Genomic DNA, 15,338 nt, shown 5'->3' with positions numbered 1-15,338 from the left:
ACTGTGCTAGCCCGTCGACTTGACAGCGGCGGGCGGCATGGCGCTCTGCACGACGGCTATGTCATCGGGAAAGCCTGCAGCAGTTCGAATTTCGCAGAACGCGCTGACCATGGCGTCGGTGAGTTCATGGGTATCGCGCAGGGTGCGGTCGTCGGCGATTGCTGATACGTTGAGCTGATCGACGTAGCTCCATACGGTGATATTGATGGCGCAGGCGGTGATGAGCGGACCCGCCGAATATATCTCGCTGACCGGGGCGCCTGCGAAACGGCCGCGTTCACGAGGCCCCATCACATTGGAAATCGGGATGTTGAACAGCCTGTTTCGGGTGTTTCGCCGGGCCAGCCATCTGAACGCAAGCGGGGCTGCGGCGCCCGGCAGGTAGCTGATCAATCTGCCATACAGCTCGGGGCCGAACAGCTCGTTGTTCTCCTTGGCGATTGCAGTGCTGATCGTCGTCAGCCGCACCCGCTCTAGCGGATCGGCGATGTGCGTCGGCAGCGACACCGCCATGCCACCCAGCTCGTTGCCGCTGATCCGCTGTGGTGACCTGTCCGTCGTGGCCGGGACCGAAGCTACCAGTGGTTGGTCCGCCGTGCCGTCATAGCGCAAGAGCAGTTCGCGCAACGCGCCCGCGGCGATTGCCATTACCATGTCGTTGATGGTGATCTGCAACTGTTTACCCGTCTCTTTAACCTGAGCCAAAGATAGGGTGGCGGTGGCGAAAGTCCTTGCAGGAGAGACCTTGTGGTTGATGAACGTCGGCGGCGCATGCAAGATGCGGGCAAGGTCCGGCTGCCTACTGCGCTGCCGTGCGCGTCGTCGCAGCCGTCGCGTCGCGGCGAGCGCCTCGGTGAGCACCCCGGGTAACCCGGCGGCCTGCCGGGCGTGATCCTCCGCGGCGGCGCGCAGCAGCTGCGCGGTTGAGGGCGTAGCGCACGTTGTGTCAGTGTCGCGGTCGTCCTGCACTGGACCGGGCAAGTCCATGATCCTGGCCAGCAGATTGGCGGAGGCGACGCCGTCGGCCAAGGCGTGGTGAATCTTGCCGATGATCGCGAATTTGTGATCGGCCATGCCTTCGGCGAAGTGGAACTCCCACAATGGACGGTCGCGATCCAGTGGAATACTGGCGATCTGCCCGATCACCTCGTCAAGCTCGCGGCGCCCACCCGGGGCGGGCACCGCAACGCGCCGCACATGATAGTCCATGTCGACGTCGCAGTTTTGCAGCCACATCGGATGATGCAACCGCCATGGGATTTCGATCAGCTTGTAGCGCAACGGATCCAGCCGATGCAAGCGCCGACGCAGCGTGTGCCGGAACAGGTCGAAGCTCAGCTCACCGTCAAAGTCGGCGGCATCGACGATTGCGATCTTCATCGTGTGCGTGTGCAGGTTCGGCGTCTCGCTGTACAACAGCATCGCGTCCATACCGTTGAGCCGCTTCACTCGACCATTATTGCCCCGCACCGCCTGCGATGAGAACAAAATTCTGGTTCGTGGGCGTTGACGTCGGCGGCTGGCCTAAAACCAACCCCCGGCCCTCGCCCTCCCAACCCCTTGGTTGACAATCGAGGCAAGACTCACTCGTTTTTCGAAGTCCACGTGTCAAAGGAGACAAGACCATGGCTGAAGCCGTCATCGTCGAGGCAGTGCGTTCACCGATCGGGAAGCGCAACGGCGGATTGTCCGGGGTGCACCCGGCGGATCTGTCCGCGCAGGTGCTCAACGGCCTGGTGGACAAGGCCGGCGTCGACCCGGGCATCGTCGACGACGTCATCTGGGGCTGCGTCATGCAGGCCGGGGAGCAGGCTCTCGACATCGGCCGCACCGCGCTGCTGACCGCCGGGTGGCCCGAGACCGTCCCCGGCGTGACCGTCGACCGTCAGTGCGGGTCGAGCCAGCAGTCGATCCACTTCGCGGCCGCCGGGGTGATCGCCGGGCACTACGACGTCGTCGTCGCCGGCGGCGTCGAGTCGATGTCGCGCACCCCGATGGGGGCGTCGCTGGCCAACGGCGGGCGGCCGTACTCGCAGGCGTTCCTGGACCGCTACCAGGGCCAGATCCCCAACCAGGGCATCGGGGCGGAAATGATCGCCGAGAAGTGGGGCTTCGACCGCACGGCGCTCGACGAGTTCTCGTTGGCCTCGCACGAAAAGGCCGCGGCCGCACAGGATTCCGGTGCCTTCGACGATCAGATTGTCGGCATCAAGGATCAGGACGGCAATGTGGTCCTCAAGGACGAGGGCATCCGCCGCGGCACGCCGATGGAGAAGATGGCCTCGCTGAAGCCGGCGTTCAAGGAGGACGGCGTGATCCACGCCGGCAACTCGTCGCAGATCTCCGACGGTTCGGCGGCGCTGCTTTTCATGTCGGCCGAGAAGGCCAAGGAGCTGGGCCTCAAGCCGATCGCCAAGGTGCACACCGCTTCGCTAGCCGGGGCCGACCCGGTGATCATGCTGACCGCCCCCATCCCGGCGACGCAGAAGGTGCTGAAGAAATCGGGGCTGTCCATCGACGACATCGGCGCCTACGAGGTCAACGAGGCGTTCGCGCCGGTCCCGCTGGCGTGGCTCAAGGACATCGGCGCCGACGAGAAGAAGCTCAACCCCAACGGCGGCGCCATCGCGCTGGGCCACCCGCTCGGCGGATCCGGCGCCCGGATCATGACCACCCTGCTGTATCACATGCGGGACAAGGGAATTCGCTACGGTCTGCAGACCATGTGCGAGGGTGGCGGCCAGGCCAACGCCACCATCGTGGAACTGTTGTGACCCAGGAGCCGGGCGCCCTGGCCGAACGCCGGGGCAACGTGATGGTGATAACCATCAACCGGCCGGAGGCCCGCAACGCGGTCAACGCCGCGGTCAGCATCGGTGTCGGGGATGCGCTCGAAGCGGCGCAACACGACCCCGAGGTGCGGGCGGTGGTGCTCACCGGCGCGGGCGACAAGTCGTTCTGCGCCGGTGCCGACCTCAAGGCGATCGCGCGGCGCGAAAACCTGTATCACCCCGACCATCCCGAATGGGGCTTCGCCGGCTACGTGCACCACTTCATCGACAAGCCGACCATCGCGGCGGTGAACGGGACCGCGTTGGGCGGCGGCACCGAGCTGGCGTTGGCCAGTGACCTGGTGGTGGCCGACGAGCGGGCCCAGTTCGGGCTCCCCGAGGTCAAGCGTGGGCTGATCGCCGCCGCCGGTGGCGTTTTCCGCATCGCGCAGCAGCTGCCGCGCAAGGTGGCGATGCAACTGCTGCTGACCGGCGAGCCGCTCACCGCGGCCGCCGCTTGCGAGTGGGGGCTGATCAACGAGGTCGCCCCGCAGGGCTCGGTGCTGGACGCAGCGCTGGCGCTGGCGGCGCGGGTCACCGTCAACGCGCCGCTGTCGGTGCAGGCCAGCAAGCGGGTCGCCTACGGCGTCGACGACGGGGTCGTCGTCGGCGACGAGCCGGGTTGGGACCGCACCGTGCGCGAGATGCGGGTTTTGCTCAAATCCGAGGACGCCAAGGAGGGGCCGCTGGCGTTCGCCGAGAAGCGGGAGCCGGTCTGGAAGGCGCGGTAACGCGCTGCTAGGCGGGCTAGTGCGCCAGGACGTTCACCCCGCGGCGGAACACCCCCGGTAGCAGCGTGCACGCCGGCACGACGGCGCGGCGCACCGCGGGCGGCGTGCTGGCCAGCACCAGCCCGCGGGTGAGCAGCCGGTAGTCGCGGGTGATCCGGTGCCAGGCCTGCTCGTAGGACGCGGGCGCCTCGGCGGCGATGGCATCGACGGCCGCGGCGGCCTGCTTGAGTGCCAGACTGATGCCCTCGCCGGTCAGGGCGTCCTCGTAACCGGCGGCGTCGCCGACCAGCAGGACGCGGCCCGCGACGCGCCGCGAGACCACCTGGCGGAGCGGGCCGCAGCCGCGCGGCTGCCCGCGGCTCGCGCCCTCCAGCTGCCGGGCCAGCCGCGGAAACCAGGCCAGGTCGGGCCGCCCGCGGGACAGAATCGCCATCCCGACCAGGTCGGGCTCGACCGGCGTCACGTACGCCTCGCCCCAGCGCGACCAGTGCACCTCGACGAAGTCGGTCCACGCCGGCACCCGGTAGTGCCAACGCACGCCGTAGCGTCGCGGCGTTCCCGCCGTCGTCGCGATGCCGACGTCCCGCCGGACCTGTGAATGCAGGCCGTCGGCCGCCACCAACCATTTCGCGCGCACCCCCGCGGCCGAGACGCCGTGCGCGTCCTGCCGGACACCGGTCACCCGCGCTCGGATCCAGTCGGTGTCTTGCTCTTTGGCGCGCGCGGCCAGCGCCGCGTGCAGCGTGGTGCGACGCACGCCGCGCCCCGGCCCGCCGCGAAACCGCGCCTGGGCCCGCCGCCGTTCGCTCACGTAGGCGATGCCATGGAACGGCATGCCGGCCGGGTCGACGCCCAGCGCGGTGAGCTCGGCCAGGCCGCCGGGCATCAGCCCCTCACCGCACGCCTTGTCGATGGGGCTCTCGCGCGGCTCGGCCACGATCACCGAAAGTCCAAGGCGTCGAGCGTGTAACGCCGTGGCCAGGCCGCCGGGGCCGCCGCCGACGATCAGCAGGTCCGCGTCGTAATCGCTCATGTGTAACCCAGAGCCGAGTTCTCCACCCGCAGCCGCACCCCGAGCAACGCGGCGTTGGCCAGCGTGAAGATGGCCGCGGTCAGCCACGCCGTGTGCACCAGCGGCAATGCCAACCCCTCAGCCACCACTGCAACATAGTTCGGATGGTGCAGCCAGCGGTAGGGACCCCGTCGCACCAGCGGGGCCTGCGGCAGCACGATCACCCGGGTGTTCCACCGCCGCCCCAGCGTCGCGATGCACCACCAGCGCAGCGCCTGGCTGGCCGCCACCACCGCCAGCATCGGCCAGCCCAGCCACGGAATGAACGGCCGGTGCAGCGCCCACGGTTCGACGAGGCAACCGACCAGCAGCCCGGTGTGGATGACCACCATCACCGGATAGTGCGATCGGCCAAATTCTTTGGCGCCCTGGGTAAACGACCATCGCGCGTTGCGGGTGGACACCACCAGCTCGGCGACGCGCTCGACCCCGACGGCCAGCACCAGCAGGTAATACATGGCTACAGTCTTTACCAGCGCTACCAGGCCAGCAGCACCAGTTCGGAGCAGAACGCCGGCCCCATCGCGATCATCAGGCCGATCGAGCCCGGCGCCGGCGGATCGGCCATGTTGGCCGCGAGCACGTCGAGCACCGAGACCGACGACAGATTGCCGTTCTCGCGCAACGACTTTCGGGTGCGGTCCAGGGCGTCCGCGGGCAGGTCCAACACGTGCTCGACGGCCTCGATCACCCGCGGGCCGCCCGGGTGGCACACCCAGGTCGTCACGTCGCGGGGGCGCAAACCGTAGTCGGCGAGGAAATCGCGGACGTCGTCGCCCAGGTATTTCTCGGCGATGGTGGCGATGTCGGCGGACAGCACGATGCGGAATCCGTCGCCGCCGATCTTCCAGCCCATGACGTCTTCGGTGTCGGGATAGATCCGGCTGCGGGTGGCCAGCACCCGGGGTCCGGTGTGTTCGGCGCCGGTGCGTTGGGCGCCCTCGCTGATCACCACGGCCGCGCCGTCGCCGAAGAGGCTGGTGGCGACCAGGTTGGCGACGGACGTGTCGTCGCGCTGGATGGTCAGCGAGCACAGTTCGACCGCGAGCAGCGCGGCCGTGTGGTCGGGGAAGGCACGTAAATAGTCGTGCATGCGCGCCACCCCGGCCGCGCCGGCGACGCAGCCCAGCCCGAACAGCGGGACGCGTTTGACGTCGGGCCGCAGCCCGACCCGCGTCGCCAAGCGCGCCTCCAGCGTCGGCACGGCGAGCCCGGTGACCGTCGTGGAAAACACGATGTCGAGCTCCGACGGCTTGACCTTGGCCTCGTCCAGGGCCGCCACCAGCGCCTGCTCGCCGAGCTCGAGCGCGACGTCGAGGTAGGCGTCGTTGGCCTCGGTGAAGCCGCTCAGCTCGCGGTAGCGGGGCAGCCGCAAGGCGGTGTTGCGGAACTCGACCCCGCTGCTGCCGCCGAACCGGCGGAAATCGGGGCCGGCGATGTCGGTCAGCGCGCGGATGGCCTCGTGTTGGGTGTAGCGATTGGGCGGGAACTTCACCGCCACGCCGGCGATGGACGGATATTTCACCGCGGTGTCCGCGGCGCCCCCAGTGAACTTCTTCATGCCCCCGGTCACGGTGCCGGTGCCGCACCGGTTCAAATTCGTCTTTGCGTCGCGCGGGCCACGGGCCAGATCGTCGGGCTAGGGTCGGGGTATGCGGGTTCTGGTCACCGGTGCCACCGGCTATGTGGGATCACGGCTGGTCACGGCGCTGCTGGAAAACCGGCACCAGGTGGTGGCCGCCACGCGAAACCCGTTGCGGCTCAAGCGCTTCGGCTGGTTCGACGACATCACACCGGTGACCCTCGACGCCGCCGACCCGGAGTCGCTGCGGGCGGCCTTCGCCGGCTGCGACCCCATTGACGTGGTGTATTACCTGGTGCACGCCATCGGTCAGCCCGGTTTCCGCGACGCGGACAAGTCCGCGGCCGCCAACCTCGCGACCGCGGCCCGCGACGCGGGGGTGCGCCGCATCGTCTACCTGGGCGGCTTCGTGCCCGCCGACGAGGCGTTATCCGAGCACCTGACCAGCCGGGCCGAGGTGGCCGAGGCGCTCGCTGTCCCCGACGGCCCGGAGCTGGTGTGGCTTGGCGCGGCGATGATCATCGGCGCCGGCTCGACGTCGTTCGAGATGATGCGCTACGTGGGGGACCGCTTCCCGGTCATCCCGATCCCGAGCTGGATGGACAACCCGATCGACCCGATCTCGATCCGCGACGTCCTGCACTATCTCGTCGCCGCGGCCGATCGTGACCGGGTGCCTGCGGGGGCCTACGACATCTCGGGGCCCGACACCACCTCCTACCGGCGGCTGCTGAAGACCTACGCCCGTATTTCCGGGCGCTGGCACACCGGCTTGCCGGTCGGCAGGGTCGACACGGGGCTGGCCTCGCTGATCACCGGCGTCGCCCTGCCGGTGCCCCCGGGCCTGGCTGGGGACCTGGTCGAGTCGCTGGACCACCCGATGGTGGCGTCGGTCAGCGACCTGCGCGACCGGGTACCCGATCCGCCCGGCGGCCTGCTCGGGATCGACGACGCCATCGCGCTGGCGCTGCGCGGCCTCTCCAATCAGCGGCCGCGCCCGGTCAACGCCCTGGCCGATCCGCACGACCTCGCCAACACCGACGCCGCCTGGGCCGGTGGCGACGCGCGGCGCCTCCGCCAACTCGCTCAGCGCGTCACACCGTCCATCGCGCGGCCGACCCTGGGGCTGGTGAACAGGGTCCCCGGTCCGGTTGCCGGAGCGCTTCGCACCGGCCTCGACATTTTGATCGCCCTGACCCCGAAGGTGCGTCCCGCATGAGCCAGTCAACGGCCCCCTACCACAGCAGCGTCTTCGCCGAGTTGCGGCGCGCGATCACCAATGTTGCTGTGCCCCATCATGAATCGCCGTCCGTCGTGCGGCGGCGCCGCGTCATCGTCGCGATCACGCTGGTGGTCGGCGCGGCGGTGCTGGGGTATTCGTTGCGGCGCCATCCGGGGGAGGCCAGCTTCTACTGGCTGACGCTGGCGCTCGCGGCGGTGTGGACCGCGGGCGCGTTGGTCTCCGGCCCGCTGCACCTGGGCGGCATCTGCTGGCGGGGCCGCAACCAGCGGCCGGTCATCACCGGGACGACCGTCGGCCTGCTCGTCGCTGGCGCGTTCGTGGTCGGTGGGCTGATCGCCCGAGAGATCCCGGCCGTCTCCGACCTGATCACCCGGGTCCTGCTCTTCGCCCATCAGGGGTCCTTCCTGCTGGTCGTGCTGATCACCGTGATCAACGGCGTCGCCGAGGAGCTGTTCTTCCGCGGCGCGCTCTACACCGCGCTGGGCCGCTATCACCCGGTGCTGATCTCCACGCTGCTCTACACCGCCGCCACCATGGCCAGCGGCAACCCCATGCTGGGATTCGCCGCGATCATCCTCGGGACGGTGTGCGCGCTGGAGCGCCGGGCCAGCGGCGGCGTGCTGGCGCCGGTGCTGACCCACGTCGGCTGGGGGCTGATCATGGTGCTGGTCCTGCCGCCGATGTTCGGGGTCTGAGTCACCCCGGCGTGACGACCTCGCGCGCCAGGCCCCGCAGCGCCGCGACGCGCAACGGCCACACCGTGCGCCGGTACATCCGGCCGAGGACGCCGCGCGGCACGAAGATCAGCCGTTGCGTGTACCGGCTGCCGCCGCCGTCGCGCGACCGCGTCGTGATCTCCAGCCAGGCCCGGCCCACTCGACTCGGCGTGGAGTGCAGCCGCAGGCCGACGCCGGGATCGCTTTCCTCGACCGTCCAGCCGCTAAGCGGTAGGCGTCGCTGCCACCGGCGGGCGGTTGCCGCAGCGCGGGCCGCCGACCACACGTCACCGGGCGCGGCGCCGGCGGTCGCGGTCCGCACGTCGGTGTAGACGATCTCGCCGGCCCAGTCGGGGTCGCTGGGCAACGGCTCGGCCGGCTCGGACCGCAGCGAGGACCAGCTGGCCTCGGGGACGCCGCGGGCGGCCCGCCGCAGCGCCAACTCGACCGCGCGGCGGTATCCGGTGAGCCCGCCCGGCGGCGGGGCGATGATGTCGTCGATGTCGGAATCACGGGTCACCGCATCGCATTCCAGCGACTCGACCAGCGGCCGGGCCAGGCCGGACGGGATCGGGGTCACCAGACCCACCCACAGGCTGGCGATCGCCGGGGTGAGAAACGGCAGCACGAACAGGTAGCGGTTGCCCAGCCCGGCGACCTCGGCGTAGACGCGCATCATGTCGCCGTACTCCAACACGTCGGGGCCACCGATGTCCCAGGTCCGCGACTTCGGGACCGGGGTGGTCGCCGCGGCGGCCAGGTAGTGCAGCACGTCGCGCACCGCGATCGGCTGGATCCGGTTGTGCACCCACTTCGGTGTGGTCATCACCGGCAACCGGTCGGTGAGGTGCCGGATCATCTCGAACGACGCCGACCCCGACCCGATGACCACCCCGGCCTGCAGCACCACGGTCTCGACGCCGGAGTCGATGAGGGCCTCGCCGACGGCCTTGCGCGACGCGAGATGCGGTGAGAGATCAGCGTTTTCGGGATGCAAGCCACTGAGGTAGACGATCCGGCGCACCCCGGTGCGCCGGGCGGCCGTCACGACATTGCGGGCGGCGCGGGTCTCCTCGGCGGCGAAGTCCTTCGACGTTCCCATCGAGTGGACCAGGTAGTACACCACGTCGATCCCGTCGCAGGCGGCGATGAGCGAATCGACGTCACCGAGGTCGCCGCGCGCGACCTCCGCCCCTTGCCGCCACGGCACCTCGGCCAGCTTGTCCGGGTTGCGCGCCAAGGCCCGAACGTGATGTCCCGCGTCCAGCAGCCGGGGCACCAGGCGCCCGCCGATGTAGCCGGTCGCTCCGGTCACCAGGCACCGCACCTGTTCGGGCATCGATTCTCCGCTCGTCAGCCGTCGTTCTCCTGACGAGAGGGTTACCGCATCGGCGCGGGCTCAAGCGTCGCGGCGGGTGGGCGCGACGGCCGTCAGCGGTCGGTGAAGTTGGGCGTGCGGCGCTGTTGGAAGGCCGTGGCGCCCTCGACGAAGTCGGGGGACTTCAGCAGCACCGACTGCCCGTCGAACTCCCGCTGCAGGGCCGGATCCAGTTCGGTGAGCGTGGCCGCGTTGATCGCCAGCTTGGTCTTGGCGAAGGCGACGGTTGGGCCGCCCAACAACCGTGCGATCACCTTGTCCACCTCGGCCTCGAAGTCGTCGGCCGGATAGACCGCGGTGACCAGCCCCCAGGACAACGCGTCGGCGGCGGTCAACCGTTCGGGCAGCAAGGCCATCTGCATGGCCCGGATCCGCCCGATCGCGGCCGCGATCAACGCCGACGCGCCGCCGTCGGGCATCAAGCCGATCTTGGTGAAGGCGAGCATGAAAAACGCGCTCTCCGAAGCCAATACGACGTCACAGGCCAGGGCGATGGAAACGCCCACCCCGGCGGCGGGGCCCTGGACGACCGCGACCACCGGGTGGGGCAGCGCGGCGATCGCGCGCACCAGCCGGTTGATCTCGAGGATGATCTCGTCCGGCGGGACGCCGCCCCCGTCGGACACGTCGTCGGCGCTGATGCCCGCACCGGAGCTGAAGCCGCGTCCGGCGCCGCCGAGCCGCACCACCTTGACCTCGGGGTCGGTCGCCGCGTACTCCATCGCGTCGGCGATCCCGGTGATCACCGGAATGGTCAGGGAATTCAGGCTGTCGGGCCGGTTGATGGTCACCGAGAACACGCCGCCGGACAGCGTGACGTCGAGGCCGGCGACGGGGGCGAGGGTGGCGATCGCGGATGAAGGCATGGGCTCACCATAAGTGACCGGGCTGCGCGGGCCACGGGCACGGCTGCGAAGATGTCGAACGACCGGTTGTTTGAGCACGAACGGTCGGAGTCGTCAGAGCGGACGAAAGGTCGGTGGATCATGGCTGGACCGTTGAAGGGGTTGCGTGTCGTCGAGTTGGCCGGCATCGGGCCGGGCCCACACGCCGCGATGATCCTGGGGGATCTGGGTGCCGACGTGGTGCGCATCGATCGTCCCTCCTCGGGCCCCGGGGGTGTCGCCAAGGACGCCATGATGCGCAACCGCCGCGTGGTGACCGCCGATCTGAAGTCCGACGAAGGCCGCGGTCTCGTCCTCAAACTGATCGCCAAGGCCGATGTGCTGATCGAGGGCTACCGCCCGGGTGTCACCGAGCGGCTCGGCCTCGGCCCCGAGGACTGCGCGAAGGTCAACGACCGCCTGGTGTACGCGCGGATGACCGGCTGGGGCCAGACCGGCCCGCGCAGCCAGCAGGCCGGCCACGACATCAACTACATCTCGCTCAACGGCATCCTGCACTCCATCGGCCGGGTGAACGAACGGCCCGTCCCGCCGCTGAACCTCGTCGGGGACTTCGGCGGCGGCTCGATGTTCCTGCTGCTGGGCATCCTGTCGGCGCTGTGGGAGCGGCAGACGTCCGGCAAGGGGCAGGTCGTCGACGCGGCGATGGTGGACGGCTCGAGCGTGCTGGTCCAGATGATGTGGCAGATGCGCTCGTCGGGCATGTGGACCGACGCGCGCGGCACCAACCTGCTCGACGGCGGCGCCCCCTACTACGACACCTACGAATGCGCCGACGGCCGCTACGTCGCGGTCGGCGCCATCGAGCCGCAGTTCTACGCCGCCATGCTCGCCGGGCTGGGGCTGGACGGCGCGGACCTGCCCGGGCAGAACGACGTCGGCCGCTGGCCGGAACTGCGGGCGGTGCTGACCGAGAAATTCGCCAGCCAGGACCGCGACCACTGGGCCAAGGTGTTCGCCGACTCCGACGCGTGCGTGACGCCGGTGCTGGCCTTCGGCGAGGTGCAGACCGAGCCGCACATCACCGAGCGGGACACCTTCTACGAGGTCGACGGCGGCCTGCAGCCGCGGCCGGCGCCAAGGTTCTCCCGCACGGCGCCCGAGACACCGCGCCCCGCGACGCCGGTGGCCGACGCCGAAGCCGTACTCAACGACTGGGTATAGTCCCAACCAACCAGTTGGCTGGAATCCAGGAAATCAGGGAAGGACTCGCATGGAGATCAAAGACGCCGTCGCCGTCGTCACCGGGGGCGCCTCAGGGCTGGGCCTGGCCACCACCAAGCGGCTGCTCGACCGCGGCGCCCAGGTGGTGGTGATCGACCTGCGTGGCGAGGACGCCGTCCGCGAGCTGGGCGAGCGCGCCCGCTTCGTCGAGGCCGACGTCACCGACGAGGCCGCCGTCGGCAAGGCCTTGGACGCCGCGGAGTCGATGGGCACGCTGCGCATCAACGTCAACTGCGCCGGCATCGGCAACGCCATCAAGACGCTGTCCAAGGACGGCCCGTTCCCGCTGGACGGGTTCAAGAAGGTCATCGGCGTCAACCTGATCGGCACCTTCAACGTGCTGCGACTGGCCGCCGAGCGCATCGCCAAGACCGAGCCGCTCGGTGAGGAACGGGGCGTCATCATCAACACCGCCTCGGTCGCGGCGTTCGAGGGCCAGATCGGCCAGGCCGCCTACTCGGCATCCAAGGGCGGCGTGGTCGGCATGACGCTGCCGATCGCCCGCGACCTCTCGCGCGAGCTCATCCGAGTGGTGACCATCGCGCCCGGGCTGTTCAAGACCCCGCTTTTGGGTTCGCTGCCCGAGGAGGCGCAGGCCTCGCTGGGCAAGCAGGTGCCGCACCCGGCCCGGCTGGGCGACCCCGACGAGTACGGCGCGCTGGCCGTGCACATCGTCGAGAACCCGATGCTCAACGGCGAGGTCATCCGCCTGGACGGCGCCATTCGCATGGCGCCGCGCTAGGCGCGTGCCGCCGTCGGACAAAACGAAAGCCCCCCGCGTCGGCGGGGGGCTTTCGTGATGACCACGATCGATGGTTACTTGCGGAACCACCGACTGACGGAGGGTTCGGCCATTAACAGCCGTGCGAGCATGCTCATGGTCTGCCTCAGCTCGCCGCTTGCAGTTCGTCGAACTGCTCCGAGGTCTCGCCTTCCACCAGCACGTCGCCGTGGTAGAGGGCCTCGAAGTCGACCTTGATGACGTCGGCACTTGTGTCGTCGATCCACATGACACTGAGCGTATGGGCCACCCTTAAGGAAACTTTGAGTCACGATTCGGAAAATGGTGGCAATTTACCCGCGGGTAGGGTGGCCGCCATTTCCGCTGGGATTTGCGCCCTGAGCTGCTTATTTGCGACACAATTTTCTGGCCGGACTCTTACCGTTCTACCGGTTTAGAAAATGCGGCGTTGAACGATCCACCCGCCCGCCTGCGTGCTTAAGGACAACACTGTTCGACGCGTGGACATTAGCGTTTGTTACGTTGTCGCGGACTAGCCAGCCGCCAGCGCAACGGGGCACCGGCAGCGGAAGGGCTCACAATGCTGCAGAAAATCGCCCGAGTCGCTATCGCGGCGCCGCGCCGGATCATCGCGATCGGGGTGCTGGTTTTCATCGCCGCGGCCGTCTTCGGCGTTCCCGTCGCCAAGAGCTTGTCTCCCGGCGGCTTCCAGGATCCGGACTCGGAGTCCGCCCGCGCCATCGCCGTGTTGACCGACAAGTTCGGGCAGAGCGGTCAGCAGATGCTGATCCTGGTGACTGCCCCCGGCGGCACCAACAGCGAACAGGCCCGCGCGGTGGGCACCGACCTCGTCCACCAACTCCAAGGGTCCCCGCTGGTCTACAACGTGTCCTCGCCGTGGACCGGCGCGGCCCCAGCCGATCTCGTGAGCCGCGACGGCAAGTCGGGCCTCATCGTGGTCAACCTCAAAGGCGGCGAAAACTTCGTCCAGAACAACGCGCAGACGCTGTCGGACCAGTTCGTCCACGACCGCGACGGGGTGACCGTCCGCGCCGGCGGCGCGGCCATGCAGTACGCCCAGATCAACAAGCAGAACCAGGACGACCTGCTGGTGATGGAGATGATCGCGCTGCCGCTGAGCTTCGTGGTGCTGATCTGGGTGTTCGGTGGGCTGCTGGCCGCCGCGTTGCCGATGGCGCTGGGCGCGCTTGCCGTCGTCGGCTCGATGTCGGTGTTGCGCCTGATCACCTTCACCACCGAGGTGTCGATCTTCGCCCTCAACCTCAGCACCGCCCTGGGCCTGGCGCTGGCCATCGACTACACGCTGCTCATCGTCAGCCGCTACCGCGACGAACTGGCCGAGGGCCACGACCGCGACCAGGCGCTGATCCGGACGATGGCCACCTCCGGCCGCACGGTGCTGTTCTCCGCGGTCACCGTGGCGCTGTCGATGTCGGCGACGGTGGCCTTCCCGATGTACTTCCTCAAGTCGTTCGCCTACGCCGGGGTGGCCACGGTCGCCTTCGTCGCCACCGCCTCGATCGTGATCACCCCCGCCGCGATCGTGCTGTTGGGCGACCGGCTGGACGCGTTCAATGTGCGCCGGTTCTTGCGGCGGATGCTGCGGCGACCCGAGCCGGCGCCAAAGCCCGTCGAGCAACTGTTCTGGTATCGGTCGAGCAAGTTCGTGATGCGCCGCTGGGCGCCGGTCGGCCTGGCCGTCGTCGGCCTGCTCCTGCTGCTCGGGCTGCCGTTCTTCTCGGTGAAGTGGGGGTTCCCCGACGACCGGGTGCTGCCGCGCTCGGCGTCGGCGCACCAGGTCGGCGACCGGTTGCGCAACGACTTCGCCGACGATTCCGCGACGTCGGTGCCCGTCGTCGTCCCCGATGCCTCCGGCCTGAATCCCGGGGATTTCGACAGCTACGCCGCCGCGCTCTCGCGCGTGCCCGACGTGGCGGCCGTGTCCGCGCCCGGGGGCACCTTCACGGGCGGAAATCGGGTGGGGCCACCGGCCGGGGCGACCGGGCTGGCCCAGGGCAGCGCCTTTTTGACCGTCAGCAGCACGGCGCCGCTGTTCTCCGCGGCGAACGACGCCCAGCTCGCACGGTTGCACGACGTCCCCGGACCGGCCGGGCGGGCCGTCGAGATGGGCGGGGTGGCGCAGGTCAACCGCGACAGCGTCGACGCCGTGACCGAACGGCTTCCGCTCGTCCTCGGGCTGATGGCCGCGATCACCTTCGTGCTGCTGTTCCTGCTCACCGGCAGCGTGCTGCTGCCGATCAAGGCGCTCGCGTGCAACTTCCTGTCGTTGACCGCGGCGTTCGGCGCGCTGGTGTGGATCTTCCAGGACGGCCATCTCGGTGCGCTGGGCACCACGCCGAGCGGGACGCTGGTCGCCAACATGCCGGTGCTGCTGTTCTGCATCGCCTTCGGGCTGTCGATGGATTACGAGGTCTTCCTGCTCTCCCGGATCCGCGAATACTGGCTGGCGTCCGGCGCCGCCCGGCCCGCCCGCCCCACCCCGAAGCAGGCCCACGTCGCCAACGACGAGAGCGTGGCCCTCGGCGTCGCCCGCACCGGTCGGGTCATCACCGCGGCCGCGTTGGTGATGTCGATGTCGTTCGCCGCGCTGATCGCCGCGCACGTCTCGTTCATGCGGATGTTCGGTCTGGGCCTGGTGCTGGCCGTCTTCGCCGACGCCACCCTGGTGCGGATGGTGGTCGTCCCGGCCTTCATGCACGTGATGGGCCGCTGGAACTGGTGGGCGCCCCGGCCCCTGGCGTGGCTGCACGATCGGTTCGGGATCAGCGAAGGCGTCGACCCCGCGCCCCGCCCGCCCACCCCCGAGCCCGTCGCCGGGGCGGCGCTCGCGGAGCCGGTGCCCAATATCGGTTAACGTCCGGCCTGTCCCGGC

The 15,338-nt window shown here is 69.4% G+C and carries 14 protein-coding genes; 7 read left to right on the top strand and 7 right to left on the bottom strand.

Going from position 1 to position 15,338, the window contains the following annotated elements; genetic code table 11:
• Positions 1-6 precede the first annotated feature (6 nt).
• Positions 7-1,449 carry a WS/DGAT/MGAT family O-acyltransferase gene (locus QGN31_RS19625; RefSeq protein WP_014381991.1) on the bottom strand — a complete coding sequence of 481 codons (1,443 nt, stop codon included), beginning with the start codon at positions 1,447-1,449 and terminating at the stop codon, positions 7-9.
• A gap of 176 nt (positions 1,450-1,625) precedes the next feature.
• Here QGN31_RS19625 and QGN31_RS19620 point away from each other — a divergent pair, with 176 nt between their 5' ends.
• Together QGN31_RS19620 and QGN31_RS19615 are read left to right on the top strand one after the other, a co-directional pair.
• Positions 1,626-2,774 carry a thiolase family protein gene (locus QGN31_RS19620; RefSeq protein ID WP_008254449.1) on the top strand — a complete coding sequence of 383 codons (1,149 nt, stop codon included), beginning with the start codon at positions 1,626-1,628 and terminating at the stop codon, positions 2,772-2,774.
• Positions 2,771-3,562, top strand: a complete 792-nt coding sequence (locus QGN31_RS19615; RefSeq protein ID WP_009957567.1) for a crotonase/enoyl-CoA hydratase family protein — start codon at positions 2,771-2,773, stop codon at positions 3,560-3,562. The genes QGN31_RS19620 and QGN31_RS19615 overlap by 4 nt, the downstream gene beginning before the upstream one ends.
• Before the next feature lie 16 nt (positions 3,563-3,578).
• Here the strand turns inward: QGN31_RS19615 and QGN31_RS19610 are convergent, their stop codons facing one another.
• Genes QGN31_RS19610 through QGN31_RS19600 form a run of 3 tightly spaced genes read right to left on the bottom strand, consistent with a single transcriptional unit; the run spans position 3,579 to position 6,195 of the window.
• Positions 3,579-4,595: an NAD(P)/FAD-dependent oxidoreductase gene (locus QGN31_RS19610; RefSeq protein WP_014384024.1), complete on the bottom strand. Its 1,017-nt coding sequence runs from the start codon at positions 4,593-4,595 to the stop codon at positions 3,579-3,581.
• Positions 4,592-5,092, bottom strand: a complete 501-nt coding sequence (locus tag QGN31_RS19605; protein ID WP_014379405.1) for an isoprenylcysteine carboxyl methyltransferase family protein — start codon at positions 5,090-5,092, stop codon at positions 4,592-4,594. Before QGN31_RS19605 ends, QGN31_RS19610 begins: the two co-directional genes overlap by 4 nt.
• A gap of 20 nt (positions 5,093-5,112) precedes the next feature.
• Entirely contained in the window at positions 5,113-6,195 is a 1,083-nt protein-coding gene (locus QGN31_RS19600; protein ID WP_043955624.1) for a type III polyketide synthase, read from the bottom strand.
• 91 nt (positions 6,196-6,286) lie between these two features.
• On the opposite strand from QGN31_RS19600, the gene QGN31_RS19595 reads away from it, so the two are divergent.
• Together QGN31_RS19595 and QGN31_RS19590 are read left to right on the top strand one after the other, a co-directional pair.
• On the top strand, positions 6,287-7,435 hold the full coding sequence (locus QGN31_RS19595; protein WP_014384025.1) for an NAD(P)H-binding protein: 1,149 nt from the start codon (positions 6,287-6,289) through the stop codon (positions 7,433-7,435).
• On the top strand, positions 7,432-8,154 hold the full coding sequence (locus QGN31_RS19590; RefSeq protein ID WP_014381995.1) for a CPBP family intramembrane glutamic endopeptidase: 723 nt from the start codon (positions 7,432-7,434) through the stop codon (positions 8,152-8,154). The genes QGN31_RS19595 and QGN31_RS19590 overlap by 4 nt, the downstream gene beginning before the upstream one ends.
• 1 nt (position 8,155) lies before the next feature.
• On the opposite strand, the gene QGN31_RS19585 is transcribed toward QGN31_RS19590, so the two are convergent.
• Positions 8,156-9,514, bottom strand: a complete 1,359-nt coding sequence (locus QGN31_RS19585) for an NAD(P)H-binding protein (RefSeq protein ID WP_014941424.1) — start codon at positions 9,512-9,514, stop codon at positions 8,156-8,158.
• Positions 9,515-9,606: 92 nt separating this feature from the next.
• Complete coding sequence (locus tag QGN31_RS19580; protein ID WP_009954649.1) at positions 9,607-10,419, bottom strand: enoyl-CoA hydratase; 813 nt, start codon at positions 10,417-10,419, stop codon at positions 9,607-9,609.
• Positions 10,420-10,539: 120 nt separating this feature from the next.
• Between QGN31_RS19580 and QGN31_RS19575 the strand changes: the two genes are divergently transcribed.
• Together QGN31_RS19575 and QGN31_RS19570 are read left to right on the top strand one after the other, a co-directional pair.
• Positions 10,540-11,622 (top strand): CaiB/BaiF CoA transferase family protein, encoded by a 1,083-nt coding sequence (locus QGN31_RS19575; RefSeq protein ID WP_009954647.1) that lies wholly within the window; start codon positions 10,540-10,542, stop codon positions 11,620-11,622.
• 49 nt (positions 11,623-11,671) lie between these two features.
• Positions 11,672-12,424, top strand: coding sequence for a 3-hydroxyacyl-CoA dehydrogenase (locus tag QGN31_RS19570; RefSeq protein ID WP_014941426.1), 753 nt, complete (start codon positions 11,672-11,674; stop codon positions 12,422-12,424).
• 145 nt (positions 12,425-12,569) lie between these two features.
• Here the strand turns inward: QGN31_RS19570 and QGN31_RS19565 are convergent, their stop codons facing one another.
• The gene (locus tag QGN31_RS19565; RefSeq protein WP_003878506.1) at positions 12,570-12,692 is read right to left on the bottom strand and encodes a hypothetical protein; all 123 of its coding nucleotides are present in this window, start codon (positions 12,690-12,692) and stop codon (positions 12,570-12,572) included.
• A gap of 312 nt (positions 12,693-13,004) precedes the next feature.
• Between QGN31_RS19565 and QGN31_RS19560 the strand changes: the two genes are divergently transcribed.
• Positions 13,005-15,320, top strand: a complete 2,316-nt coding sequence (locus QGN31_RS19560) for an MMPL family transporter (RefSeq protein ID WP_014941427.1) — start codon at positions 13,005-13,007, stop codon at positions 15,318-15,320.
• The last annotated feature ends 18 nt before the right edge of the window (positions 15,321-15,338 follow it).

This window comes from Mycobacterium sp. 2-64 (assembly GCF_035918375.1).
Lineage (GTDB): Bacteria > Actinomycetota > Actinomycetes > Mycobacteriales > Mycobacteriaceae > Mycobacterium > Mycobacterium intracellulare.
Note: the sequence above shows the minus strand (reverse complement) of the source record. Positions and strands in the feature narration are given on the sequence as shown.

Coding starts and splice junctions, on each gene's coding strand:
- QGN31_RS19620 (WP_008254449.1), top strand. CDS start 1,626: ATGGCTGAAGCCGTCATCGTCGAGGCAGTGCGTTCACCGATCGGGAAG.
- QGN31_RS19610 (WP_014384024.1), bottom strand. CDS start 4,595: ATGAGCGATTACGACGCGGACCTGCTGATCGTCGGCGGCGGCCCCGGC.
- QGN31_RS19605 (WP_014379405.1), bottom strand. CDS start 5,092: ATGTATTACCTGCTGGTGCTGGCCGTCGGGGTCGAGCGCGTCGCCGAG.
- QGN31_RS19600 (WP_043955624.1), bottom strand. CDS start 6,195: ATGAAGAAGTTCACTGGGGGCGCCGCGGACACCGCGGTGAAATATCCG.
- QGN31_RS19595 (WP_014384025.1), top strand. CDS start 6,287: ATGCGGGTTCTGGTCACCGGTGCCACCGGCTATGTGGGATCACGGCTG.
- QGN31_RS19590 (WP_014381995.1), top strand. CDS start 7,432: ATGAGCCAGTCAACGGCCCCCTACCACAGCAGCGTCTTCGCCGAGTTG.
- QGN31_RS19585 (WP_014941424.1), bottom strand. CDS start 9,514: ATGCCCGAACAGGTGCGGTGCCTGGTGACCGGAGCGACCGGCTACATC.
- QGN31_RS19580 (WP_009954649.1), bottom strand. CDS start 10,419: ATGCCTTCATCCGCGATCGCCACCCTCGCCCCCGTCGCCGGCCTCGAC.
- QGN31_RS19575 (WP_009954647.1), top strand. CDS start 10,540: ATGGCTGGACCGTTGAAGGGGTTGCGTGTCGTCGAGTTGGCCGGCATC.
- QGN31_RS19570 (WP_014941426.1), top strand. CDS start 11,672: ATGGAGATCAAAGACGCCGTCGCCGTCGTCACCGGGGGCGCCTCAGGG.
- QGN31_RS19565 (WP_003878506.1), bottom strand. CDS start 12,692: ATGTGGATCGACGACACAAGTGCCGACGTCATCAAGGTCGACTTCGAG.
- QGN31_RS19560 (WP_014941427.1), top strand. CDS start 13,005: ATGCTGCAGAAAATCGCCCGAGTCGCTATCGCGGCGCCGCGCCGGATC.